This is a genomic window from Kitasatospora sp. NPDC015121, from assembly GCF_055562955.1.
In genome coordinates, this window is record NZ_JBVHEH010000024.1 from 1 (window position 1) to 23379 (window position 23379).

At 74.0% G+C, this 23379-nt stretch carries 22 protein-coding genes; 6 read left to right on the plus strand and 16 right to left on the minus strand.

Annotation, left to right across the window (positions count from 1 at the left end):
* Positions 1 to 294 precede the first annotated feature (294 nt).
* From ACZ3J7_RS30025 to ACZ3J7_RS30035, 3 genes are all read right to left on the minus strand, one after another.
* Complete coding sequence (locus ACZ3J7_RS30025) at positions 295 to 1086, minus strand: DUF3710 domain-containing protein (protein ID WP_465626503.1); 792 nt, start codon at positions 1084 to 1086, stop codon at positions 295 to 297.
* Positions 1087 to 1237: 151 nt separating this feature from the next.
* Positions 1238 to 1705 (minus strand): dUTP diphosphatase, encoded by a 468-nt coding sequence (dut, locus tag ACZ3J7_RS30030; RefSeq protein ID WP_033213324.1) that lies wholly within the window; start codon positions 1703 to 1705, stop codon positions 1238 to 1240.
* Complete coding sequence (locus tag ACZ3J7_RS30035; RefSeq protein ID WP_465626505.1) at positions 1702 to 2286, minus strand: PaaI family thioesterase; 585 nt, start codon at positions 2284 to 2286, stop codon at positions 1702 to 1704. Before ACZ3J7_RS30035 ends, dut begins: the two co-directional genes overlap by 4 nt.
* Before the next feature lie 93 nt (positions 2287 to 2379).
* Between ACZ3J7_RS30035 and ACZ3J7_RS30040 the strand changes: the two genes are divergently transcribed.
* Positions 2380 to 2847: a DUF3093 domain-containing protein gene (locus ACZ3J7_RS30040; protein WP_465626507.1), complete on the plus strand. Its 468-nt coding sequence runs from the start codon at positions 2380 to 2382 to the stop codon at positions 2845 to 2847.
* A 287-nt stretch (positions 2848 to 3134) separates the two neighbouring features.
* Here the strand turns inward: ACZ3J7_RS30040 and ACZ3J7_RS30045 are convergent, their stop codons facing one another.
* The 4 genes from ACZ3J7_RS30045 to ACZ3J7_RS30060 form a co-directional block, all read right to left on the minus strand.
* A complete protein-coding gene (locus tag ACZ3J7_RS30045) occupies positions 3135 to 3434 on the minus strand; it encodes a DUF4193 domain-containing protein (protein WP_014138508.1) in 300 nt (99 codons plus the stop codon).
* A 584-nt stretch (positions 3435 to 4018) separates the two neighbouring features.
* Positions 4019 to 4996, minus strand: coding sequence for an acyl-ACP desaturase (locus tag ACZ3J7_RS30050; protein WP_465626509.1), 978 nt, complete (start codon positions 4994 to 4996; stop codon positions 4019 to 4021).
* Between the two features lie 212 nt (positions 4997 to 5208).
* On the minus strand, positions 5209 to 6510 hold the full coding sequence (locus ACZ3J7_RS30055) for a sensor histidine kinase (protein ID WP_465626511.1): 1302 nt from the start codon (positions 6508 to 6510) through the stop codon (positions 5209 to 5211).
* A 63-nt stretch (positions 6511 to 6573) separates the two neighbouring features.
* Positions 6574 to 7227, minus strand: coding sequence for a response regulator transcription factor (locus ACZ3J7_RS30060; protein WP_030458051.1), 654 nt, complete (start codon positions 7225 to 7227; stop codon positions 6574 to 6576).
* Positions 7228 to 7695: 468 nt separating this feature from the next.
* Here ACZ3J7_RS30060 and ACZ3J7_RS30065 point away from each other — a divergent pair, with 468 nt between their 5' ends.
* Positions 7696 to 7881, plus strand: a complete 186-nt coding sequence (locus ACZ3J7_RS30065) for a hypothetical protein (RefSeq protein ID WP_014138504.1) — start codon at positions 7696 to 7698, stop codon at positions 7879 to 7881.
* A gap of 111 nt (positions 7882 to 7992) precedes the next feature.
* On the opposite strand, the gene ACZ3J7_RS30070 is transcribed toward ACZ3J7_RS30065, so the two are convergent.
* Both ACZ3J7_RS30070 and ACZ3J7_RS30075 read right to left on the minus strand, forming a co-directional pair.
* On the minus strand, positions 7993 to 8793 hold the full coding sequence (locus ACZ3J7_RS30070) for an inositol monophosphatase family protein (protein WP_465626514.1): 801 nt from the start codon (positions 8791 to 8793) through the stop codon (positions 7993 to 7995).
* 58 nt (positions 8794 to 8851) lie between these two features.
* Positions 8852 to 9994 carry a ferrochelatase gene (locus ACZ3J7_RS30075; protein WP_465626516.1) on the minus strand — a complete coding sequence of 381 codons (1143 nt, stop codon included), beginning with the start codon at positions 9992 to 9994 and terminating at the stop codon, positions 8852 to 8854.
* 187 nt (positions 9995 to 10181) lie between these two features.
* On the opposite strand from ACZ3J7_RS30075, the gene ACZ3J7_RS30080 reads away from it, so the two are divergent.
* Positions 10182 to 11402 (plus strand): MFS transporter, encoded by a 1221-nt coding sequence (locus ACZ3J7_RS30080; RefSeq protein ID WP_465626518.1) that lies wholly within the window; start codon positions 10182 to 10184, stop codon positions 11400 to 11402.
* Positions 11403 to 11540: 138 nt separating this feature from the next.
* Entirely contained in the window at positions 11541 to 12842 is a 1302-nt protein-coding gene (locus tag ACZ3J7_RS30085; RefSeq protein WP_465626520.1) for a D-arabinono-1,4-lactone oxidase, read from the plus strand.
* Positions 12843 to 12854: 12 nt separating this feature from the next.
* Here the strand turns inward: ACZ3J7_RS30085 and ACZ3J7_RS30090 are convergent, their stop codons facing one another.
* Positions 12855 to 13673: a hypothetical protein gene (locus ACZ3J7_RS30090; RefSeq protein ID WP_465626521.1), complete on the minus strand. Its 819-nt coding sequence runs from the start codon at positions 13671 to 13673 to the stop codon at positions 12855 to 12857.
* A gap of 438 nt (positions 13674 to 14111) precedes the next feature.
* Here ACZ3J7_RS30090 and sepH point away from each other — a divergent pair, with 438 nt between their 5' ends.
* The gene (sepH, locus tag ACZ3J7_RS30095; RefSeq protein ID WP_465626523.1) at positions 14112 to 15206 is read left to right on the plus strand and encodes a septation protein SepH; all 1095 of its coding nucleotides are present in this window, start codon (positions 14112 to 14114) and stop codon (positions 15204 to 15206) included.
* A 61-nt stretch (positions 15207 to 15267) separates the two neighbouring features.
* Here sepH and ACZ3J7_RS30100 read toward each other — a convergent pair whose 3' ends face one another.
* From ACZ3J7_RS30100 to ACZ3J7_RS30120, 5 genes are all read right to left on the minus strand, one after another.
* Positions 15268 to 16095, minus strand: a complete 828-nt coding sequence (locus ACZ3J7_RS30100) for a sulfurtransferase (RefSeq protein ID WP_465626525.1) — start codon at positions 16093 to 16095, stop codon at positions 15268 to 15270.
* An 80-nt stretch (positions 16096 to 16175) separates the two neighbouring features.
* Positions 16176 to 16823 carry a thymidine kinase gene (locus ACZ3J7_RS30105; protein ID WP_465626527.1) on the minus strand — a complete coding sequence of 216 codons (648 nt, stop codon included), beginning with the start codon at positions 16821 to 16823 and terminating at the stop codon, positions 16176 to 16178.
* A gap of 43 nt (positions 16824 to 16866) precedes the next feature.
* Positions 16867 to 18024, minus strand: a complete 1158-nt coding sequence (locus ACZ3J7_RS30110) for an alkaline phosphatase family protein (protein WP_465626529.1) — start codon at positions 18022 to 18024, stop codon at positions 16867 to 16869.
* 6 nt (positions 18025 to 18030) lie between these two features.
* Positions 18031 to 18615 carry a DUF5998 family protein gene (locus tag ACZ3J7_RS30115; protein WP_014138494.1) on the minus strand — a complete coding sequence of 195 codons (585 nt, stop codon included), beginning with the start codon at positions 18613 to 18615 and terminating at the stop codon, positions 18031 to 18033.
* Between the two features lie 106 nt (positions 18616 to 18721).
* On the minus strand, positions 18722 to 21496 hold the full coding sequence (locus ACZ3J7_RS30120) for a bifunctional acetate--CoA ligase family protein/GNAT family N-acetyltransferase (RefSeq protein WP_465626531.1): 2775 nt from the start codon (positions 21494 to 21496) through the stop codon (positions 18722 to 18724).
* A 159-nt stretch (positions 21497 to 21655) separates the two neighbouring features.
* Between ACZ3J7_RS30120 and ACZ3J7_RS30125 the strand changes: the two genes are divergently transcribed.
* Complete coding sequence (locus tag ACZ3J7_RS30125) at positions 21656 to 21934, plus strand: HPr family phosphocarrier protein (RefSeq protein WP_465626532.1); 279 nt, start codon at positions 21656 to 21658, stop codon at positions 21932 to 21934.
* 59 nt (positions 21935 to 21993) lie between these two features.
* Here the strand turns inward: ACZ3J7_RS30125 and ACZ3J7_RS30130 are convergent, their stop codons facing one another.
* On the minus strand, positions 21994 to 23187 hold the full coding sequence (locus tag ACZ3J7_RS30130; protein WP_465626534.1) for an RtcB family protein: 1194 nt from the start codon (positions 23185 to 23187) through the stop codon (positions 21994 to 21996).
* Positions 23188 to 23379: the final 192 nt, after the last annotated feature.

Consider the following 23379-nt stretch of genomic DNA (forward strand, 5'->3'; position numbering starts at 1 on the left):
GAGGCCGGGGATGTCAACATATCTGGCGTTGACTTTTGGCACGCTGTTGAGTTCTCAAGGAACGGACGCTTCCTTCGAGCCGCATTCCTGCGGACTCTCCGGGCGCTTCGTTCTTTCGTGTTCCCAGCTTATCAGAGGTTTTCGCCACCGTTTCACCGGTGTTTCCTCGAACTCGCTTTCGTTCGCCCCTCTCGGCGCGACTCCGGAACTGTACGGGGACCGGCGGCCGCAAAGCAAATCCGCCCCCGCGCCGGGTGGCGCGGGGGCGGACGGGGACGCGGGGCGTCCGGGAGGTCAGTGCACCTCGGTGATCTCGGGGCCGCGCGAGAAGGGGTCGATCGAGCCGCCGGCGTAGGGGGACTCGGGCTCGGCGGGCGCGGCGGCGCCGTCCGCGACCATCTGGGCGTCCTCGGGGAGCTTGAGGACGATCGGGTCGCGGGGGGCCATGGGGGCTTCGCCGCGGACCACGACGGTCTGGCGGAAGACCTCTTCGAGGATGCCGGCCAGCTCGGGCTGGACGGCCGCCTGGCCGGAGATCACGCCGCGGAGGAACCAGCGGGGGCCGTCGCAGCCGACGAAGCGGACCAGCTGGACGCCCTGGGTGCCGTCCGGGAGCTGGACGGGGACCTGGGCGCGGAGGTGCCAGCCGAGCGGGCCCTCCTCCTCCTCGACGGCGCCGCCCTGGCCGGTGATGCCGCTGGCGATCTCCTCGCGGACCTCGCCCCAGATGCCCTCGGACTTGGGGGCGGCGAACGCCTGGAGCTGGATGGCGCTGTTGCCCAGGACCAGGGTGGCGGCGACGATCGCGTCACCGGCGACCTCGACCCGCAGTTCCATGCCCTCGACACCGGGGATCAGCAGGCCCCCGAGGTCGACGCGGCCCTCTTCGGGCTTCTCCAACTCGGAGACGTCCCACGGCCCGTCCGGGCGCGGGGCCGGCGGGAGGCCGACCCGCTCGGTCGGGTCCGGTTCGGCGTCGCTCTCGTTCTCGACGGAATCCTCGACGTCATCGGCCGTCTCGTCGGCGCTGATGGCGTCCTCGGCGAGCTGCTCGACAGCGTCCTCGCTCTTGCGACGACGGAACACGGTCACTGTCCTTCCCGGTCCAAGACCGAATCCAAGACCGAACGCGAATATCTGCTACCTGCTACCCATCGGACCGGCCGAAAACCGCTGCAATCGCACCGCTTCCACCCGCTCGTCGTGCTGCTCGGCGGAACCGAGACCGCGGCGCATGCTAGACCGCGGCATGGCCTCCGGTCGACCCGAACCCGCCTTCGGCACGGACCGAACCCGGGAGTTCACCCACCTCGTGGAAGCGCGCCTTCTCGACCTGCTGGATGACCAGCTGGGCGATCCGGTCGCCCCGCTTGAAGCTGACGGGCTCCTTGGGGTCCAGGTTGACGACGATCACCTTGATCTCACCACGGTACCCGGCATCGACCGTCCCCGGGGCGTTCACCAGTGCAACTCCGCAGCGGGCCGCGAGGCCGGACCGCGGGTGCACGAACGCCGCGTAGCCGTCCGGTAGCGCGATGGAGATGCCGGTGGGGAGCAGGGTCCGTTCGCCCGGGGCGAGTTCGGCGTCGACGGTGGTGCGCAGGTCGGCTCCGGCGTCGCCGGGGTGCTCGTAGGCGGGCAGCGGGATCTCCGGGTCGAGCCGGCGGATCAGGATGTCGACGGGCGGGCGGACGGGGTCGGTCACGGGTTCACCTCGAAGGCTCGGGCGCGCTTGATCTGGTCGGGGTCGTCCAGGATCTTGCGCACGTCCTCTGGACGACCGTGCGTGGTGAAGTGTTCCAGCTTCACCTGGATGAAGAGTGCCTGCGCCCGGACGGCGACCGGCCCGTCGGGGCCGTCGATCCGGCCCTCGGCGGCGCTGTAGACCTTGCGGCCGTGCACGCCGGTCACCCGGGCGTGGATGTGCAGCACGGAGTCGACGGGGACGGGGCGGACGAAGTCCGTCTCCAGCCGGCCGGTGACGGCGGGGGCGCCGAGCAGCCAGTTGAGGGTGCCCAGGGTCTCGTCCAGCGCGCTGACCAGGACGCCGCCGTGGGCCAGGCCGGGGCCGCCCTGGTGGGCCGGCTTGACGGTGAACCGCGCGGTGACGTCGAGGTGTTCGCCGGCGACGGCGGTGAGCTGGAGCCCCTGGGGGTGGTGCGGGCCGCAGCCGAAGCACTCGTCGTAGTGGGAGCCGATGAGGGTGCCGGGAGCGGGCGCCAGCGGGGAGCGGTCGGGGAGGACGGCGTCCGCGGGCGGCGTGGTGGGGGTGTTGGGTCCGTTCACGGCGCCGACCCTACCTGTCGGTAGCTTGCGGAGACAGGGAACGGCGGGGCCCCGGGGGCCGGTGCGGTGCGGGGCGTGCCCACAATGGGAGGCATGTACGAGGAACGTCTCACCGTCCCGCGGTCCTGGTGGCTGCTGTCCGTGGCGCTCGGGCTCTCGCTCGCGCTGGTCCTGCTCCGGTTCAGCGGGGTGGGCGCGCTGGTCGGGCTGGTGGTGGGGGTGGCCGGGGGGGCCGCCGCACTGAGCGGGTACGGCTCGGCGCGGATCAGGGTGGTGCAGGGGTCGCTGGTGGCGGGGCAGGCTCGGATCCCGGTGGGCGCGCTGGGCGCGGCCGAGGTGCTGGACCCCGGGGAGGCGGTGGCCTGGCGTTCGGTGAAGGCCGACCCGCGGGCGTTCATGCTGCTGCGCAGCTACGTGCCGACGGCGCTGAAGGTCGAGGTGACCGACCCGGCCGACCCGACCCCGTACCTCTACCTGTCGACCCGGTCGCCGCAGCGGCTGGCGGAGGCCCTGAGCCGGGCCGCGGCGGCCGAGCGGGACGCCGAGCAGCGCGGCCGCTAAGGCCCGGCGGGAGCTGCTGCGGGCCGCTGCGGGCCGCTCCCGGCCCCGGAGCGCCCGCCGGGCGGCTCCAGGAAGCCGAAAGGGACGGCCCCACCCTGCGGTGGGGCCGTCCCTTTCGGTACGTCTGCGAGTCCTGCGGGGGCAGGCGCGCGGCTCGCGTCCTACCGGGTGCGACCGCTCGGGACGGTCGCTGCTTCTGCCCCCGGCCTTGCTGCTCAAGGCCGGGCGGGGCGGCGTACCGGGCCGGCGGAGGGGTGTCGCCCGCCCGGGCCAGTGCCGCACCGTTTTCAGGCGCCGCAGTCCCGGCAGATCGGCTGGCCGTTCTTCTCGCTGTAGAGCTGGCTCCGGTGGTGCACCAGGAAGCAGCTCATGCAGGTGAACTCGTCGGCCTGGCGGGGCAGCACTCGAACCGAGAGCTCCTCGTTCGAGAGATCGGCGCCCGGAAGCTCCAGTCCCTCGTTGGCGTCGTACTCGTCGACGTCCACGGAGCTGGACGCCTTCTCGTTACGGCGGGCCTTGAGTTCCTCGATGCTGTCCTCGTTGAGGTCGTCATCGGTCTTGCGTGGGGTGTCGTAGTCCGTTGCCATAGTTTTCGCTCTCCCCCTTTGGGTGTGTGCGGGTGTCTCCAGCGCACGTAACGCCTGGGGGGCCGGTCTTGTGCCCGACCCGAGGCCGAGATTGTGCCTTACTTCAAGCCCTGTTACTCAATCGACATCCGGACAGGGGTCCGTTGAGGTGATCGAACGGGGCCCGAACACCGCCCACCGTACGGGTGAACCGCGTCGGACCGGAACTCGTCCACCACTACGTTCGGTGATCATCGGGGCGCCTCGGGGACGGCAACTCGCGCACGGCGGAAGGGCCTTGGGGGACCGGCGGGGCGGACGGAGCCGGGGCGGACGGTGACCGAGAGCCACCGGAACACCCGAACGGGTGATCACCCCATCGAGGGAGGCGGGTACGCCTTCCGGACAGCTGTGAGTTTCGTCACATTGGGCGTGACAGCGGGCGTTTGCCGCCAAAGCGGGCCATTCGTCCAGGGCCCGCGCGGCCGAATTGTCCGCATGCCCACCGGTACGTCCGAGCGCGCCGGCGCCCCGTCGGGGGCCGGTCCGGGGCGCTGCTCGGACCGACCCCCGGCGGGGCGCCGGCACTGCGGGGGCGGGGCGGCTCAGGCCCTGGCCGCGGCCGCGGCGGCGCGGCGGGCGAGCAGCGCGGCCTGGCGCTCGTCGAAGCGGGTCGCCTGGGAGTCCAGGCCCGCCAGGAAGGCCCCCAGCTCGTCCTGGGCGTGCTGGCCGACCGGGCCGAGGCCGGAGACCTCCATGACCTTCAGGTGGCGCAGCACGGGCTGCAGCACGTCGTCGTGGTGGATCCGCAGGTTGTAGATGCCGCCGATGGCGATCTGGGCGGCGGAGCGCTCGAAGCCGGGCATGCCGTGGCCGGGCATCCGGAAGTTGATCACCACGTCGGCGATGGCGCGCATGGCCTGGTCGGGGGCGAGCTCTAGGGCGGCCTTGAGCAGGTTCCGGTAGAAGACCATGTGCAGGTTCTCGTCGTTGGCGATCTTGGCCAGCAGCTGGTCGCAGAGCGGGTCGCCGGAGTGGTGGCCGGTGTTGCGGTGGGCGATCCGGGTGGCCAGCTCCTGGAAGGCGACGTAGGCGACGGACTGCAGCATGCTGTGCCCGTTGTCGGACTCGAAGCCCTCGGACATGTGCGCCATCCGGGCCCGCTCCAGCTCGACCGGGTCGACGGCGCGGGTGGCCAGCAGGTAGTCGCGGATCGCTATCCCGTGCCGGCCCTCCTCGGCGGTCCAGCGGTGCACCCAGGCGCCCCAGGCGCCCTCGCGGCCGAACATGCTCGCGATCTCGTGGTGGTAGCTGGGGAGGTTGTCCTCGGTGAGCAGGTTGACCACCAGCGAGATCCGGCCCAGCGGGGTGACCTTGGACTGCTCCAGCGACCACGCCTCGCCGCCGAGCACGCCGTCGAAGTCCCGCCCCTGGCTCCACGGCACGTACTCGTGCGGCATCCACTCCTTGGCCACCTTGAGGTGGCGGTTCAGCTCGGTCTCCACGACCTCCTCGAGCGCGAGGATCAGCCTGGCGTCGGTCCAGGCGGTCGTGGCGGTTCGCTGTACGGGGGCGATGGTCACGGCTTGCTCCTGCGGATGGGACGGGCTGACCTACGGCTGCGTAGGTTACGACACCGTAAGTTGTCGCGACCGCAAATGACAAGCCGCCCCTGTCCAGCGCTTATGTCGTTCTGACACGGCTGGACGGGGGCGGCTGGCGGTGCGCGGCCGGCGGCGCGCGGCGGGCCGGGGCGCGTGAGGGGCCCCCGGCGGGGCCGGGGGCGGCCGGGCGGCTAGGGGATGCGGACCTGGATCCGCAGGCCGCCTCCGGGGCGGGCAGTGACCTCGATGGCGCCTCCGTGGGCGCGCACCACGGAGCGGACGATGGACAGGCCGAGGCCGACGCCCTTGTCGCTGCGGGTGCGGTCGGTGCCCTTGAGGCGGCGGAACGGTTCGAAGATGTGCTCCAGCTCGTAGCCGGGGACCACCGGCCCGGTGTTGCTCACCACCAGCTCGCCGCCCCCGCCGCGGACCGCCGAGGTGGCGATCTCGACCCAGCCGCCGGGGCTGTTGTAGCGGGTGCCGTTCTGCAGCAGGTTGAGCGCGATCCGCTCCAGCAGCACGCCGTTGCCGTGCGCGGGCGCGGGGGCCAGCCGGGCGCGCAGCTCGACCTCGCGCTTGGCGGCCTCGGCCCGGGTCTGCTCCATCGCCCGCTGGGCGACCTCGGAGAGGTCGACCGGGCGGCGCTCGGTGAGCTCGTTCTCGCTGCGGGCGAGCAGCAGCAGGCCCTCGACCAGCTGCTCGCTGCGCTCGTTGGTGGCCAGCAGGGTCTTGCCGAGCTGCTGGAGGTCGGGCGAGGCCCCCGGGTCGGCGAGCTGCACCTCCAGCAGGGTGCGGTTGATCGCCAGCGGGGTGCGCAGCTCGTGCGAGGCGTTGGCGACGAAGCGGCGCTGCGAGTCGAAGGCCCGGTCGAGGCGCTCCAGCATCTCGTCGAAGGTGTCGGCGAGCTCCTTGAGCTCGTCGTCCGGGCCGTCCAGGTCGATCCGGCGGTGTAGGTCGCTGCCGGCGACCTCGCGGGCGGTGCGGGTGATCCGGCCGAGCGGGTGGAGCACCCGGCCGGCCATCGCGTAGCCGACCGCGAAGGCGATCACGGCGAGGAAGACCAGCGCGGTCAGGGCGCGGCGCAGCAGGGTGGACAGGGCCTGGTTGCTGTTGGCCTCCTGGATGCTGCCCATCACCCGGTCCAGGGTGGCCTGGTCGGTGATCTCCTGGCCGTTGAGGGTGACCGTGACCCGGGGGCCGAGGGTGAGGTGCGGCAGCTGGGCCTGGTCGAAGGCGGAGCGGACGAAGTAGTACATCAGCAGCAGCAGCACCACGCCCGCCATCAGGAACATCCCGCCGTACAGCAGGGTGAGCCGGATCCGGATGGTGGGGCGCAGCGACAGCCAGGCGAACAGGCCGTCGCCGGGGTGGTACGTGTCGTCGGCGCGGTCGCGGTCGGGGCGGCGCGGGGGGTGCGTCGGTCGTGGGGGCACCTGGTGCGGGCCCGAGGCGGGCGTGCCGGGGGCCCCGCCGGGGAGTGGCGGGGTGGTCATGGCCGGGGTCCTCTCAGACGGTGGGTACGTCGGCGGTGCGCCGGTCGGGTCGGCGCGGGCGGGTCACACCCGGTAGCCGGAGCCGGGGACGGTGACGATCACCGGGGGGTCGCCGAGCTTGCGGCGCAGGGTCATCACGGTGACCCGGACGACGTTGGTGAACGGGTCGGTGTGCTCGTCCCAGGCCTTCTCCAGCAGTTGCTCGGCGGAGACCACGGCGCCGCCGGCCCGCATCAGGACCTCCAGGACGGCGAACTCCTTGGGGGCGAGCTGGACGGGCTTGCCGTCCCGGATGACCTCGCGGCGGCCGGGGTCGAGGCTGATGCCGGCGCGCTCCAGGACGGGGGGCAGCGGGACGGTGGCGCGGCGGCCCAGGGCCCGGACCCGCGCGACGAGTTCGCTGAAGGCGAACGGCTTAGGGAGGTAGTCGTCGGCGCCGATCTCCAGGCCCTCGACCCGGTCGCTGATGTCGCCGGAGGCGGTGAGCATGATCACCCGGGTGGCCAGGCCCTGTTCGACCACCCGGCGGCAGACGTCGTCGCCGTGGACCAGCGGGAGGTCACGGTCGAGCACCACCACGTCGTAGTCGTTCACCGCGATCCGCTGCAGCGCGGCCTCCCCGTCGTAGACGACGTCGACCGCCATGGCCTCCCGGCGCAGGCCGGTGGCGACGGCCTCGGCGAGCAACTGCTCGTCCTCGACGACGAGTACCCGCACGGTGGTTGTCCCTTCTGCTGGAGCGGCCCTGGCCGTGTCCGCCCGTGCGGGCCGTGGTGCGCCGGGCGCGGATTCCGGGCAGACGGGATCCGACGGTGCCTCCATCCTGCCTGGTCGCGCGGTAAAGCAGTCGTAAGTCCGGTGCGCCGTCCGCGAAAACGGAGCGGCGCGAACCTGTTTGGACTGTGACTCGGGCAACTTTTCAGCGAGTTGGAGGTTTCCCGGCCCCGGGGGTGGGGAGGACACGTGCACACCGTGGTGCCGCCTCGTGGCGCGCCACGGCCACCACCCGCCGAGTGCCCCATCCGCACCGGCCTGGGACGGAAAACCACCGGGTCGCGGCTGCCACGCCGCCCGAGCGCCCGACCGGATCCCGCATCCGGTCCCGGGGCTCCGCCGGGGTTCGTCGGGTCCCGTGCCGGGGGGTTCCTCGGACCGTGCCCGTCCGACACAGCAAAGGGGGCCCGTATGGACGCCTTCACCGCCGGAATCCTTCAGCGGATCAAGAACGCCGAGCAGGATCTGAACCGCGCGATCGAGTCGGGGGACGAGTTCCTGGCCGAGGTGGAGCAGTCCGAGCTGGAGGACCTGCAGCGCCTCGCCACCGAACACGGCGTGGACCCGGTCCTCGGTACGCACCGCTCCGCCGCCTGACCGTTCTCCGTCTCCGCAAACCCGCGACCCGCACTTCCGTACGACGAGCGCCCCGACCCGGGTTCCCCGGGCCGGGGCTTTTCGCTGCCGGTCGCGGCGGCGCGGCCGGGGTCAGTCGTGCCAGGCGCCGAGCTCCTCCAGCCGGGCCTGCAGCGGTTCGAAGACGCCGGGCGGGGCGGCGACGGTCAGCTCGCCGTCCGCGGGCAGGCCGGGGCGGGAGCCGGTGAGCGCGCCGGCCTCGGCGGCGATCAGCAGGCCGGCGGCGCGGTCCCAGGGGGCCAGGCCGCGCTCGTAGTAGCCGTCGAATCGGCCGGCCGCCAGGTCGCACAGGTCGACGGCGGCCGCGCCGCCGCGCCGCACGTCGCGCACCTCGCCCATCAGCGCCTGCAGCACCTCGGCCTGGTGCACCCGCCGCTCGCGCAGGTAGCCGAAGCCGGTGGCGACCAGCGCCCGCCCCCACTCCGGGGCCGGTCGGGCGGCCAGCCGGCGCCCGTCCAGGTGGGCGCCGCCGCCGCGGACGGCCTGGAACAGCTCGCCCCGGGCCGGGACGAAGACCACGCCCACGACCGCCTCGCCGTGCAGTTCGGCGGCCACGCTGACCGCCCAGGAGGGGAGGCCGTACAGGTAGTTCACGGTGCCGTCGAGCGGGTCGACCACCCAGCGCACCCCGCTGGTGCCGGGGCGGTCGGCGCCCTCCTCGCCGAGGTAGCCGTCGTCCGGGCGGCGGGCGGTGATCAGGTCGAGGACCAGCTTCTCGGAGGCCAGGTCCATCTCGGTCACCACGTCCACCGGGCTGCTCTTGGTGGCGGCCACCCCGAGTTCCGCGGGCCGCCCGTCGCGCAGCAGCCCACCCGCCTCGGTGGCGGCCTCCAGCGCGGTGGCGAGCAGGTCCTGCAGCAGGTCGTCGGTCACGGGTCTCGTTCCTCCGGTTCTCGGGTTCGCTCGAACGGGCTTGCCTGGACGGGGGTGCTCAGGCCTCGGCGGCGGCCGGGCGCGGCGCGCGCGGGTTGGGGCAGCAGGCGGCGGGGCACAGGTCGTGGCTGGGGCCGAGGGCGCCCAGCGCGCAGCGGGCGACCGGTTCGCCGCGCCGGGCGGCGGCGCGTTCCAGCACCAGGTCGCGGACGGCGGCGGCGAACCGGGGGTCGGCGCCGACGGTGGCGGCCCGGGCGACCGGCAGGCCGAGTTCGGCGGCCTTGGCCACCGCCTCGGTGTCCAGGTCGTACTTGACCTCCATGTGGTCGGAGACGAAGCCGATCGGCACCATGACCACCGCTTCGGCGCCGTCCGCCCGCTCGGCTTCCAGGTGGTCGCAGATGTCCGGCTCCAGCCAGGGGACGTGCGGGGCGCCGGAGCGGCTCTGGTAGACCAGCCGCCAGGGCCGGTCGGTGACGCCGGTGCGCTCGGCGACGGCGGCGGCGATCAGCCGGGCGACGTCCAGGTGCTGGGCGACGTACGCACCGCCGGGGGTGCCGCGGGCCGGGTCGTCGGGGGCGCCGGAGGTCTCGGCCATCGCGGTCGGGATCGAGTGCGTGCTGAACGCCAGCCGGGCGCCGTCCCGCACCCCGTCCGGCAGTTCGGCGAGCGCGGCGAGGGTGGCGTCGACCATCGGCTCGACGAAGCCGGGGTGGTTGTAGAAGTGCCGCAGCTTGTCGACCGTCAGCTCGGGTCGCCCCTCGGCGGCCAGCCGCGCGAGCGCGTCGGCCAGGTTCTCCCGGTACTGCCGGCAGCCGGAGTACCCGGCGTACGCGCTGGTGGCCAGCACCAGCACCCGGCGGTGGCCGTCGTCGGCGATCTCGCGCAGCGCGTCCACCAGGTACGGGGCCCAGTTCCGGTTGCCCCAGTAGACCGGCAGGTCGAGGCCGTGGTCGGCGAAGTCCTTGCGCAGCGCGCCGAGCAGTTCGCGGTTCTGCGCGTTGATCGGGCTGACGCCGCCGAACAGGAAGTAGTGCTTGCCGACCTCGGTCAACCGCTCCTTGGGGATTCCCCTCCCCCGGGTGACGTTCTCCAGGAACGGCACCACGTCCTCGGGGCCCTCCGGCCCGCCGAAGGAGAGCAGCAGCAGCGCGTCGTACGGCGCCGGATCGGTCTGGCTGGGCGTGCGCGTGTCGGACATGGCACCGATCCTGCCACCCGTGACGGCCGGGCCGTGCCGAGTGGGCGGAGTCCGGGATGTCCGCGAACAACCCGGATGCGGACGTTCGCTCCCGCTTCGTAAGCTGTGTGGGCGATAGTCGTGCATTACTGATGGTTGCATCTTCCCCCTGTTCGACCCGGTCCGACCCGCGACGGAGCCACCCCCCGTGCTGTCCAGCTACCGCCAGATATTCGCCGCCCCCGGCTCCCTGGCCTTCTCCTTCACCGGGCTGATCGCCCGGCTGCCGATCTCCATGACCGGGATCGGCATCGTGACGATGCTCGGCCGGATCAAGGACTCGTTCTGGCTCGGGGGGCTGCTGTCCGCCTTCCTGGCCGTCTCCGCCGCCGTCCTCGGCCCGCGGATCTCCCGCCTGGTCGACCGGCACGGCCAGCGCCGCGTCGCCCTCCCCGCCACCGCCGTCACCGTGCTCTCCGCCGCCGGCCTGCTGCTCGGCGCGCACTACGGCCTCCCCGACTGGACGCTGTTCGTCTTCGCCGCCGGCATGGGCACCATGCCCAGCACCGGCTCGATGGTCCGGGCCCGCTGGGCCCACCTCTACCGGGACGAGCCGGCCAAGCTGCACACCGCCTACTCCTTCGAGGCGGTCGCGGACGAGATCTGCTTCATCGTCGGCCCGATCCTGGCCGCCACCCTGTCCACCTCGCTCTTCCCCGAGTCCGGCCTGCTGCTCGCCGGGGTCTTCCTGGTGGTCGGCGTCCTGCTGTTCACCGCCCAGCGCCGCACCGAGCCGCCCGCCCACCCGGTCACCCAGCACGGCGGCAGCTCGGTCGTCCGCGACAAGGGCATCCAGATCCTGGTCCTGACGCTCGGCGCGGTGGGCGTGGTCTTCGGCTCGGTCGAGGTGGTCACCGTCGCCTTCACCGAGGCCCAGGGCCACCCGGCCGCCTCCGGCTACGTCCTCGCCGTGTACGCCCTCGGCTCCTGCCTGGCCGGAGCGGTCTTCGGCGCGCTGAAGTTCACCGGCCCGATGGACCGCCGCTTCCAGGTCGGCGTCAGCGTGATGGCCGTCGGGATGGCCCCGCTGGTGCTCGCCGCCCAGCTCCTGCACGGCACCGCGGCGCTGTTCGGGGTCGGCGGCGCGCTGTTCCTCTCCGGCCTGGCCATCTCCCCCACCCTGATCACCGCGATGGCCCTGGTCGAGCGCCTGGTCCCGGCCGCCCGCCTCACCGAGGGCATGACCTGGACCACCACCGGCCTCGCCCTCGGCGTCGCCCTGGGCTCCGCCGCCGCCGGCGTGGTCGTCGACGCCGCGGGCAGCGCCAACGGCTACTGGGTCCCGGTCACCGCCGCCGCCCTCGCGGCGACCGCCGCCTACACCGGCCTCCCCCGCCTGCGCCACCAGCTCGCGGCGGCGAGCCTCTAGGGCCCGGCCCCGGGGCCCCGGGCCACCGGCCGCAGGTCGCCCGTCGCCACCCGTAGACCTGCGCGTTCGTTGTGACTACGCTCCCCGTACCCACCGGTAGAACCGGAAGGTAGGACACGCGAGCGGGAGGCTCTGGAGATGACCGAGGTCTGGCGGAACTGGGCGGGGAACCAGAGCGCGCGGCCCGCGCGGGCGGTGGCGCCCGGCTCGGTCGAGGAGCTGTCGGCGGCGGTGGTCGCCGCCGGGCGGGCCGGTCTGCCGGTGAAGGCGGTGGGCTCCGGCCACTCGTTCACGGCGATCGCGGCGGCCGACGACGCGGTGCTGGTCCGCCCGGACAACCTGACCGCCGTCCGGAAGCTGGACCGCGAGGCCGGGACGGTCACCGTCGAGTCGGGCCTGCCGCTGCACCGGCTGAACCGCCTGCTGGCGGCGGCCGGCCTCTCGCTGACGAACATGGGCGACATCGAGGTGCAGACCGTCGCGGGCGCGACCAGCACCGGCACCCACGGCACCGGCCGGGACTCCGGCTCGCTGGCCGCGCAGATCCGGGAGGTCGAGATCGTCCTCGCCGACGGCTCGGTGCGGACCTGCTCGGCGACCGAGGACGCGGAGCTGTTCCAGGGCGCCCGGCTCGGCCTGGGCGCGCTGGGCGTGGTGAGCGCGTTGACCCTCGCGGTCGAGCCGATGTTCCTGCTGTCGGCGCACGAGAAGCCGATGGGCTTCGACGAGGTGCTGCGTTCCTTCGACGACCTGACGGCCGTCAACGAGCACTTCGAGTTCTACTGGTTCCCGCACACCGACCGCTGCTCGACCAAGCGGAACAACCGCAGCCAGGGCCCGGCCGAGCCGCTGCCGGGGTTCCGGGCCTGGCTGGACGACGACTTCCTCTCCAACACCGTCTGGGAGGGCGCCTGCCGGGTGGGCCGCGCGTTCCCGGGCGCCGTCCCCGCCATCGCCAAGGTCGCCAGCCGGGCCTGGTCCGAGCGCCGGTTCACCGACCAGGCGTACAAGGTGTACACCAGCCCGCGCCGGGTCCGCTTCATCGAGATGGAGTACGCGGTGCCGCGCGAGGCGGCGACCGAGGTGCTGCGCGAGCTGAAGGCGCTGGTGGAGCGCTCCGACTGGCGGATCAGCTTCCCGGTGGAGGTGCGGGTGGCCCCGGCGGACGACCTGTGGCTGTCCACCGCGAACGGGCGGGACAGCGTGTACGTCGCCGTCCACCTGTACCGGGGCACCCGCGAACTCTCCTACTTCACCGAGGTGGAGCGGCTGATGACGGCCCACCAGGGCCGCCCGCACTGGGGCAAGCTGCACACCCGGGACGCCGAGTACCTCTCCTCCGTCTACCCGCGCTTCGGCGACTTCACGGCGCTGCGCGACAAGGTCGACCCGGAGCGCCGGTTCGCCAACGCCTACCTGCGCCGGGTGCTGGGCGCCTGACCCGCCCGCCGGTCAGCCGGTCGGCTCCGCCGCCCCGGGCGTCGCGTCCTGCGCGCCCGGGGTGGCGGCCGGCGGCACCGGGGCGCCGGTGGCCGGCGCCTGCCCGCTCGGCGTCGCCCCCGCGCTCGCGCCCCCGGACGGCGGGGCCGGACCGCCCGTCCCCGCCGGGGGACCGGCCGACGGCGAGGAGGACGGGGAGGCGGCGGGCGGGGACCCGGTCCCGGTCGGGGACCCGGACGGGAGCGGGTCGGACGGCCCGGTCGACGGCCGGTCCGCCGGCGCCTGCGGCTGCCGGTCGCCGGACGGCCGGGTGGGGTTGAACGAGGTGCCGCCGCCGTCCTGGCCGGTGGTGATGTCGTGCAGCGGCTTCCCGGCCGCGAGTTCCACCGCGACGATCGGCACCATCGCGAGCACGAACACCAGCCCGGAGACCGCCGCGTACGACTTCCACGTCCAGCGGCGTTTCGCGCGCAGCACCCGGGGCGCGTTCCACTCCTGGCTGATTCCGCCCGCCGGGGCGGGCCCGGGGCGCGGGGCCGGAACGGATGCCGGAGCGGATTCGGCGCCGCGTTCCACCGCGTTGCGCAGTTGTTCCCCGGTGCGTTTGAACAGGTGCTGGAAGAGCGCGCTTCCGATGGTCGCCCCCACCGAGACGACGGCCGCACCGAGTATCGTTCCGTACACTCCGAGTTCCGAAGCGAGTACCGCGCCGGCCACGGCCGCCATGGCGCTCGCCGCGACCTGGGTGACCGTCAGGTCGAGCCGTCTGCGCTCCGCCTTCTCCTCGGGAGCGGCCGGTCCGTGCGCGAACTGCTGCCTCTGCTGCGGCATCCCTGTCCCTCGGTCGGTGTGTCGGAATTTCGAACAAGCCTCTCCATCTTGCCCAAAGAAGGACACAAGGGTCGAAAATCCGGTTCTCTCCGGTCGATATATGTGAAGATGATCACCGTCCGTTGATCGCCGGCGGGTCAATGGGGTGGCCGCTCTTGAGATTCCGCTGATTCGCGGGAGACTTGAGCGGCGAGCCGCCCCTCCGGATGCCACGAATGGAGTACTGTTCGTGGAGCCTGAGCCTTCGGACTCGCTGTCGACGAACCGTCAGACAACCGGACCGGGCGCCCGGGTGCGATGTCGACCGTCGACGTGGCAAACAGGCAACCGTGCCACAGCGGCGCGCCCGGGCGAAAGCCCGACACGCCGGGTAACTCTGCAAGGTTGTGGCCACTCGCCAGCGGGCAGGCCACACTCAGTACGGGAGCAGCGACGCAGGTGACGTCGGCAGGCACCACCCGGGAGGTAACCGTGCCCGAACTGCGCGTCGTGGCCGTCAGCAACGACGGCACACGGCTGGTGCTCAAGGCTGCCGACAGCACGGAGTACACCCTGCCGATCGACGAGCGGCTGCGCGCCGCCGTCCGGGGTGACCGCCCGCGGCTCGGCCAGATCGAGATCGAGGTGGAGAGCCACCTCCGCCCCCGTGACATCCAGGCGCGGATACGAGCCGGTGCCTCCGCCGAGGAGGTCGCCCAGGCCGCCGGCATCTCGGTGGAACGCGTCCGCCGCTTCGAGGGGCCGGTGCTCGCGGAGCGCGCCTTCATGGCCGAGCGCGCCCGCAAGACGGCGATCCGCCGGCACGGCGAGTCCACCGGCCCGCAGCTCGGCGAGGCCGTGGCCGAGCGCCTCGCGCTGCGCGGCGCCGAGAAGGACAGCGAGCGGTGGGACTCCTGGCGCCGCGACGACGGCACCTGGGAGGTCATCCTCGCGTACCGCGCCGAGGGCGAGCACCGGCGTGCCAGCTGGTCGTACGACCCGCCGCGGCGGCTGGTCCAGCCGAACGACGACGAGGCGCGCGCGCTGATCGGCGAGAACGTGGAACGCGAGGAGGACTCCGTCTTCCCGTTCATCCCGCGGATCGCCCGGCTGCCGCACGACCGTCCGTCCCGCCCGATGATCGAGCGGCCCTCCGCCGACCGCATCATGCAGGTCCGCGAGGCCCGGGAGGCCACCGCGTCCGCGGCGTCCGCCGCGGCCGCGGCCGTGCCCGAACGGGACTCCCTCACCAGCCTGTTGGACGTGGTCCCGTCCTACCGCGGCGACCTCACCCCGGTCGGGCCGAGCGTGGAGACCACGGTCGCCGAGGAGCCGGAGGAGATCGAGGAGACGGCGGCCCCCGCCGCCAGCGTCGGCGCGGGCTCCGCGTACGCGGACATCCTGATGCCGCGCTCCGTCGCCCCGCACCGGGACCGCCTGGTCGGCACCACCGACCGCCAGGCCGAGGCCGACGGCGTCCGCCCGGGCCGCCGGGCGACGGTGCCCAGCTGGGACGAGATCGTCTTCGGCTCGCGCCGCAAGAAGCCGGAGTAGCCCCCGGGCCCCGGGCCGGAGGCCCGTCCTGGGGGCCCGGGGAACGGCGGACCGGTCGGGCTCAGACCTCGACCGGGTTCGCCGGGTCCGCGGACCACTCGCTCCAGGAGCCCGGGTACAGCGCGACGCCGTCGTGCCCGGCCAGGGCGAGGGCGAGCAGCTGGTGGGCGGCGGTGACGCCGGAGCCGCAGTAGACGGCGGTGCGGGCGGGGTCGGTGAGGCGCAGCGCGGCGAACCGCTCGGCGAGTGCCGCCGGGGGCAGGAAGCGGCCGTCGGGGCCGAGGTTCTCGGCGGTGGGGGCGGAGACGGCGCCGGGGATGTGGCCGGCCCGGGGGTCGATCGGCTCGGTCTCGCCGCGGTAGCGCTCGCCGGCCCGGGCGTCGAGCAGCAGGCCGGTGCGGGCGAGTGCGGCCGCGCCGTCCGCGTCGACGGTGGGCAGGTGGCCGGGGTCGACCTTGAAGTCGCCGTCGCCGGGGGCGGGGGTGTCGGTGGTGAGCGGGTGTCCGGCGGCGGTCCAGGCGGCGAGGCCGCCGTCGAGGACGCGGACGTCGCCGTGGCCGGCCCAGCGCAGCAGCCACCAGGCGCGGGCGGCGGAGAGCGCGGGGCCGGCGTCGTAGGCGACGACCGGGCGGTCCGCGCGGACGCCGGCCCGGCGCAGCGCGGCGGCGAGGCGTTCGGGGTCGGGCAGCGGGTGGCGGCCGGCCGGGCCGGGCGGGTCGGCGAGTTCGTGGTCGAGGTCGAGGTAGTGCGCGCCGGGCAGGTGGCCCTCGGCGTACTCCTCGGCGCCGGGCGGGCCGCCGAGCGCCCAGCGGACGTCGAGCAGGACGGGCGGCTGCGCGGTGCCGAGCGCGTCGGCGAGTTCGGCGACGGTGATCAGGGGGGAGGTCATGCCGTCATTGTGGCGCGCGGACGCGGCCGCCGGGGCCGGGTCGGCGATCGCGTCACCCGGGGAAACGATCCCGGCCGGCCTCAGCCCTCGAAGGGGAGGACGTCCGGGGAGAGGACGGCGGCGCGGGCGGTGGCGGCGGTGAGGCGGCGGCGGTGGTGGCGGCGGCAGAGCACCTCGTAGCCGATCTCGTCCTCCTTGACGGCGACGTCGCCGACCACGACCTGCGCGCCTTCGACGACCATGACGCCGCCGACGGTGCGGGCGTTGTGGGTGGCGCGGGCGCCGCACCAGCAGAGTGCCTCGACCTGGAGGACCTCGACCCGGTCGGCGAGTTCGATCAGCCGCTGGGAGCCGGGGAAGAGCCGGGTGCGGAAGTCGGTGGTGATGCCGAAGGTGAACACGTCGATGCCCAACTCGTCGACGATCTTCGCGAGTTGGTCGATCTGTCCGGCGGAGAAGAACTGGGCCTCGTCGCAGATCAGGTAGTCGACCTTGCCGCCGGCCGAGAGGAGTTGGACGACGTACGCCTGGAAGTCGAACGCGTCGCCGACCTCGACGGCGTCGGCGCGCAGGCCGAGCCGGCTGGAGATGGTGGCGGCGCCGGCCCGGTCGTTGCGGGTGAAGATCATGCCCTGGCGGCCGCGGGCGGCGTGGTTGTGGTCCATCTGGAGCGCGAGCGTCGACTTCCCGCAGTCCATCGTGCCCGAGAAGAACACCAGTTCAGCCATGGTGGGACAGCAGCCTTTCGGGCGAGGGGGCCAACGTGCGGGCTCAGCCGCGGACTTCGAGCAGCGGGACGAGCTGCTCGACGGGGGTCATCGAGCCGTGCAGGCCGACCATCTGGGACTCGCCGGGCTCGCTGCGGGTGGCGATGACCGCGACGTCGTCGCGGGCGGCGGCGACCACGTCGCCGATCCGGGGCAGCACCCGCTCGTCCACCACGGGCCCGAACCAGCCCGCGGCGACGGCCTGTTCGCGGGTGGCGACCCACATCTGCTCGCCGAGCACCTCGCTCCACACCGCGTACACGTCGCCGGCCGCACCGGGATGGGCGTAGACGTGCCGGGCCCGGCCCTCGCCGCCGAGCAGGGCGACGCCGGCCGAGAGCTCCCAGTCCTCGTCGAAGTCGATCCGGTTCTCCGGGGTGACGTCGATCATGCCGTGGTCGGCGGTGACGTACAGCGCGGAGCGCGGCGGGAGCTGCTCGGCGAGGCGGCGGGCGAGCCGGTCGACGGTGCACAGGGTGAGCCGCCACTCGTCCGAGTCGACGCCGAACCGGTGTCCGGCGGCGTCGAGGTCGCTGAGGTACGTGTAGACCAGGGCGCGGTCGTGCTCGGCCAGCCAGGCGGCGGCCCGGTCCATCCGCTCCTCGCCGGTGGTGCGGCCGAGGAAGGTGCCGCCGGAGAGCGCGACCCGGGTGAGCGGGGTGGTGGCGAACAGCGGGGAGGAGACCTGCGCGGTGGCCACCCCGGCCAGGTGGGCCCGCTCGAAGACGGTGGGGTGGGGCTGCCAGGCGTGCGGGTCGACCGGCGGGGTCCAGCGCAGCTGGTTCATCAGCCGCCCCTCGCCGGGGATCGCCACGGTGTACCCGGCCAGGCCGTGCTGTCCGGGCGGCAGGCCGGTGCCGACCGAGGCCAGCGAGGTCGCGGTGGTGGACGGGAAGCCGGCGGTGATCGGGGCGCGTCCGGCGGTCAGCGCGTTCAGGAACGGCGCCCAGTCGGGGTGGGCCCGGATCAGCTCCCAGCCGAGGCCGTCGACCAGGAACACGCAGACCCGGTCGGCGGGCTCCAGCGGCAGCGCGGCCCGGTAGCCGGGCACGCCGAGGCCCGCCGCGAGGGTGGGCAGCAGGTCGGCGAGCGAGGCGCTGCCGTAGCGCGGGGCGGGGGCGTCGGCCGGGTCGAGCAGGTCGTAGTGGTCCTCGTGGTGCATGCCGGGTCAGCCGTTGGCCACGGTCGCCTCGGACAGCGCCCGGGCGAACACCAGCGCCTGGGCGACCGTCTCCGGCCCGTCCCCGGCCTCGCTGACCCGCAGCGACAGGTCGTCCGCGGTGGCGGAGCCGGTGTAGCCGTGGTCGGCGTCGCAGTTCGGGTCGGAGCAGCCGGCCGGCTCCAGGTCGAGGCGCTGCACGGCGCCCCAGCCGATGGTGAGCACGACCTCGCGCGGCGGGGTGCCGGGGGTGTACGTCTCGGGGTTGGCGACCATGCGGCTGACCACCACGGAGGTGATCCGGTCCAGCCGGACGGTCTCGGTGGAGGTGGTGGCGTACGGGACGGGGGTGGCCGCGTCGCCGTTCTGCTCGTCGGTGTGGCTGACCACGAAGCGGGAGGCGGTGAGCACCAGCACGGTGACGTGCCGGCGGACCTCGTTCGCGTCGAAGGTGGTCTCCTGGTGCACCAGGTACGAGGTGATCGGCTCGGGGCCCACCGCGGACTCCACCGCCTCGGAGACCAGCGCCGGGTAGTAGCCGCTGCGCTCGATCGCGGACCGCAGGTCCTGCGTGGTGGTACCGGTCTTCGCCATATCTCCATCCTGGCATGTCCCGCCGCTGCGGCGGGTGGCACTGCGCCGGGTCGCCCGGCCCGCACCGCACCGGGGCCGCCCGGGCCGAGCGGGCAACCACGCAAGATTACAGCGTGCTCATGGCGCGCGGTCCCAGATCGGTGCGGACCGGCAGCGGGGCGATCCGGACCCGGGCGCCGAGCACGGCCAGGCCGTGCGGGGCGACCACGACGGGCTCCAGGTCGACCGAGGCGACCTCGGGCAGGTCGTCGACGAGGCGGGAGACCCGCAGCAGCACCTCCTCCAGCGCGTCGGTGTCGACGGCCTCGGCGCCGCGCCAGCCGAACAGCAGCGGGGCGGCCCGCACCTCGCGGATCAGTTCGGCGACGTCCCGGTCGGTGGCGGGGACGAGGCGGTGGGCGACGTCGCCGAGCAGTTCGGCGGGGGCGCCGGCGAGGCCGAAGGACAGGATGGTGCCGACGGCGGGGTCGACGGCCGCGCCGATCACCGTGTCCACGCCGCGCGGGGCGAGCCGCTGCACCACCAGTTCGGCCTGCGCGGCGCCGCCGAGCAGCGCGTCCAGCTCGCGGTGGGCGCGGCGCAGCTCGGCCTCGCCGGTCAGGTCGAGCCGGACGCTGCCCAGGTCGGGGCGGTGCCGCAGGTGCTCGGCGGTGGCCTTGAGCGCGACGGGGTAGCCGAGGGTGGCGGCGGCCCGGACGGCGCCCGCCTCGTCGGGGGCGGGCAGCGTCGGGCTGACCGGGATGCCGTAGTGGCCGAGCAGGTCGGCGGCCTCGGCGTCGGGCAGGGTGACCCGGGCGCCGCCGGCCTGCAGCCGGGCGGCGACCGCCTCCCGGCTGGTCAGGGCGCGCTCGACCAGGGCGCGGGCGGCGTGCTCGTCGACGCCGTCGAGTTCGGGGACGCGGGCGGTCTCCTCGGCCTCGGCGCTGCGCCGGCGCCACTTCGCGTAGCGGACGGCGTCGGCCAGCGCGTGCACGGCCCGTTCGGGCGCGGGGTAGGCGGGCACGCCGCCGGCCCGCAGCCGGGCGACCAGCGCGGGCAGCGCGAGGTGGGCGAGCAGCAGCGGTTTGCCGAGTTCCCGGCCCCGGTCGGCGGCGTCCAGCAGGGCCCGGGCGATCTCGGGGTCGTCCTCGACCAGTTCGGCGGCGGCGCCGGCGCCCTGCGCGCCGATCGGCGGGATGGCGACGGCGATCACCGCGTCGGTGTGCGGGTCGGCGAGCGCGGTGTCCAGGGCGATCCGGAAGTTCTCGCCGCTGGCGCCGGTGGTCAGGTCGACGGGGGTGCGGGGGCGCAGTCCGGCGCTCAGGCAGGTGTCGTAGGTGAGCAGGCCGAGCGAGTCGGAGTTGCCGACCACGGCGACCCGGCCGCCCTGCGGGAGCGGCTGTCCGGCGAGGAGTTCGCCGGTGTCGAAGAGCTCGGTGATGGTGTCCACCCGGATCACCCCGGCCTGCTGGAACAGGGCGTCGACGGTGGCGTCGCGCAGCCGGGTGGCCGCGGGCTGGACGGCGTGGCCGGGCGGCAGGCTGCCGGTGTGCCGGGCGCCCTTGAGCACCACGACGGGTTTGGCGGCGGCGAGCCGGCGGGCGATCCGGGTGAACTTGCGCGGGTTGCCGAAGGACTCCAGGTAGAGCAGCACCACCTCGGTGGCGTCGTCCTCCTCCCAGTACTGGAGCAGGTCGTTGCCGGAGACGTCGGCGCGGTTGCCGACCGAGGCGAACGAGGAGACGCCCATGCCGCGCCGGTGGGCGGCCTCCAGCAGGGCGACGCCGATCGCGCCGGACTGGCAGAACACGCCGAACGGGCCGCGGTCGGGCAGCGCGGGGGCGAGCGAGGCGTTCAGCCGGTGCCCGGGGTCGGTGTTGAGCAGGCCGAACGCGTTCGGGCCGATCACCCGCATGCCGGCCGCCCGGGCCTGGCGCACCAGCGCGCGCTGCTTGTCCCGGCCGTCCGGCCCGGTCTCGGCGTAGCCGGCGCTGACCACCACCAGGCCCTGCACGCCGTGCGCCCCGCACTCGGCGACCGTGCCGGGGACGGACGGCTCGGGCACCGCGATCACCGCGAGGTCGACCGGGCCGGGGACGTCCAGCACCGAGCGGTGGGAGGGCAGGCCCTCCAGGTCGGTGCCGGGCTCGGCGCCGCGGTTGACGGCGTGCACCGGGCCGTCGAAGCCGGAGCGGACGTCGCGCAGCAGGGCCCGGCCGACCGACTGCGGGTTGCGCGAGACGCCGATCACGGCGATCGAGCGGGGGGTGAGCAGGCGCTGCACGGAGCGGGCCTCGGCGCGGTGCTCGCGGGCCCGCATGACGGCGAGCGAGGCGGCGGTCGGCTCCAGGTCGAACTCCAGGTGCACCACGCCGTCGGCGAAGCTGCGCCGCTGGGTGTAGCCGGCGTCGGTGAAGACCTTCACCATCTTGCGGTTCTCCGGCAGCACCTCGGCGGTGAACCGGCGGATGCCGCGCTCCTGCGCGACCGCGGCGATGTGCTCCAGCAGCGCGGAGGCGATGCCCCGGCCCTGGTGCGCGTCCTGCACCAGGAAGGCGACCTCGGCGTCGGTGCCGGTGGTGGACGGCATCCCGTCCTTGTCGGTGCGGTCGTAGCGGACGGTGGCGACGAACCGGTCGCGCACGACGAGCGCCAGGCCGACCCGGTTCACGTAGTCGTGCCGGGTGAAGCGGCGGACGTCCTTGTCGGAGAGGTGCGGGTACGGGGCGAAGAAGCGGAAGTACTTCGACTGGTCGGAGACCTGCTCGTAGAACTCCACCAGCCGGTCGGCGTCGTCGGCGGTGATCGGCCGGATCCGGGCCGTCCCGCCGTCGCGCAGCAGGACGTCCGCCTCCCAGTGCTGCGGGTACCCGTTGGCCGGCTCTGCGCGCTCGTGCTCCACGCCCGCCAGCGTAGTCGTCGGCGAGCCTGATGGCGCCAGGCGTGCCGGGCACGGCACGCTGGCCCTGCCGCCCCGCGCCGACGAGCCCGCGGCGCACCGGCGTGCAACACTGGTCTAGACAACCCTGCACCACCCTGCACCACGTGAAAGGCACCTCTCATGGCTGAGCGCCGCGTCACCATCGGTTGGGCCGAGGGCCTGCACGCCCGTCCCGCCTCCGTCTTCGTCAAGGCCGTCACCTCGACGGGCGTCCCGATGACCATCGCCAAGGAGGGCGGCGCCCCGGTCAACGCCGGCTCCATGCTCGGCCTGCTCGCCCTGGGCGCGGCCGGCGGCGACACCGTCGTCCTGGCCTCCGACGCGGACGGCGCCGACGCCGCCCTGGACCGCGTCGCCAAGCTCGTCCAGGAGGGCCTGGACGAGCTGCCCGCGGCGTAGCGGCGCGCACGGGACGGGGGTCGGGGGCGGCGCGCGCCTCCGGCCCCCGTCCGGCCGTCTCAGCCCTTCACGCAGATCACCTGCTTGAGGTGCGCGACCACCTCGACCAGGTCCCGCTGCTGGGCGATGACCTTCTCGATCGGCTTGTACGCGCCGGGGATCTCGTCCACCACGCCGGAGTCCTTGCGGCACTCGACGCCCGCCGTCTGCGCGGCCAGGTCCGCGGTGGTGAACCGCTTCTTGGCCGCGGTGCGGCTCATCTTCCGGCCGGCGCCGTGCGAGGCCGAGTTGAACGAGGCGGCGTTCCCCAGGCCCTTCACGATGTACGAGCCGGTGCCCATCGAACCCGGGATGATGCCGTACTCGCCGGAGCCGGCCCGGATGGCGCCCTTGCGGGTGACCAGCAGGTCGACGCCGTCGTAGCGCTCCTCGGCGACGTAGTTGTGGTGGCAGGAGATCATCTCGCCGAACGCCGCCCTGGCCTTGGGCAGTTCGCGGCGGACCGCGTCCTGGAACAGGGCCATCATCAGCGCCCGGTTGTGCTTGGCGTACTCCTGCGCCCAGAACAGGTCGGAGCGGTAGGCGGCCATCTGCGGGGTGTCCGCGATGAAGACCGCGAGGTCCCGGTCGATCAGGCCCTGGTTGTGCGGGAGCGACCGGGCGACCGACATGTGGTGCTCGGCGAGCTCCTTGCCGATGTTGCGCGAGCCGGAGTGCAGCATCAGCCAGACCGCGCCGTCGTCGTCCAGGCAGAGCTCGATGAAGTGGTTGCCGCCGCCGAGGGTGGCCATCTGCTGGGCGGCCCGCTCGCGCCGCCAGCGCACGTCGGGGGCGATGTCGTCGAAGCGCCGCCAGAAGTCGTCCCAGCCGGCGGTGGACAGGCCGTGCAGCCTGCCCGGCTCGACCGGGTCGGCGTGCAGGCCGCGGCCGACCGGGATGGCCTGCTCGATCCGGTGGCGCAGGTGCGACAGGTCGTCGGGGAGGTCCTTCGCGGTGAGCGAGGACTTCACGGCCGTCATCCCGCAGCCGATGTCGACGCCGACCGCGGCCGGGCAGACCGCGCCCTTCATCGCGATGACGGAGCCGACCGTCGCGCCCTTGCCCAGGTGGACGTCCGGCATCACGGCGAGGCCGTGCAGCCAGGGCAGCGTGCTGATGTTGCGCAGCTGCTGCATGGCCTGGCCCTCGACGGCGGCCGGGTCGGTCCACATCCGGATCGGGACGCGGACGCCGGGTACCTCGGTGTACGACATGGGTGTTCGACCTCCTGGGTCGGGTGGGTTCACGGTGCCGCACGAGGACGCCCGGTGCGGCGGCGGGGAAGCTCAGGGGGGCGGGCCCGGCGTGCGGGACCGCGGAAGGGCGGACGGGCTCCGTGCCGGGACCGCCCGGGAGGACCGCTCAGGCGGTGGCGGGCGAACAGCGGAAGGGCGGTCTCGGGGAGC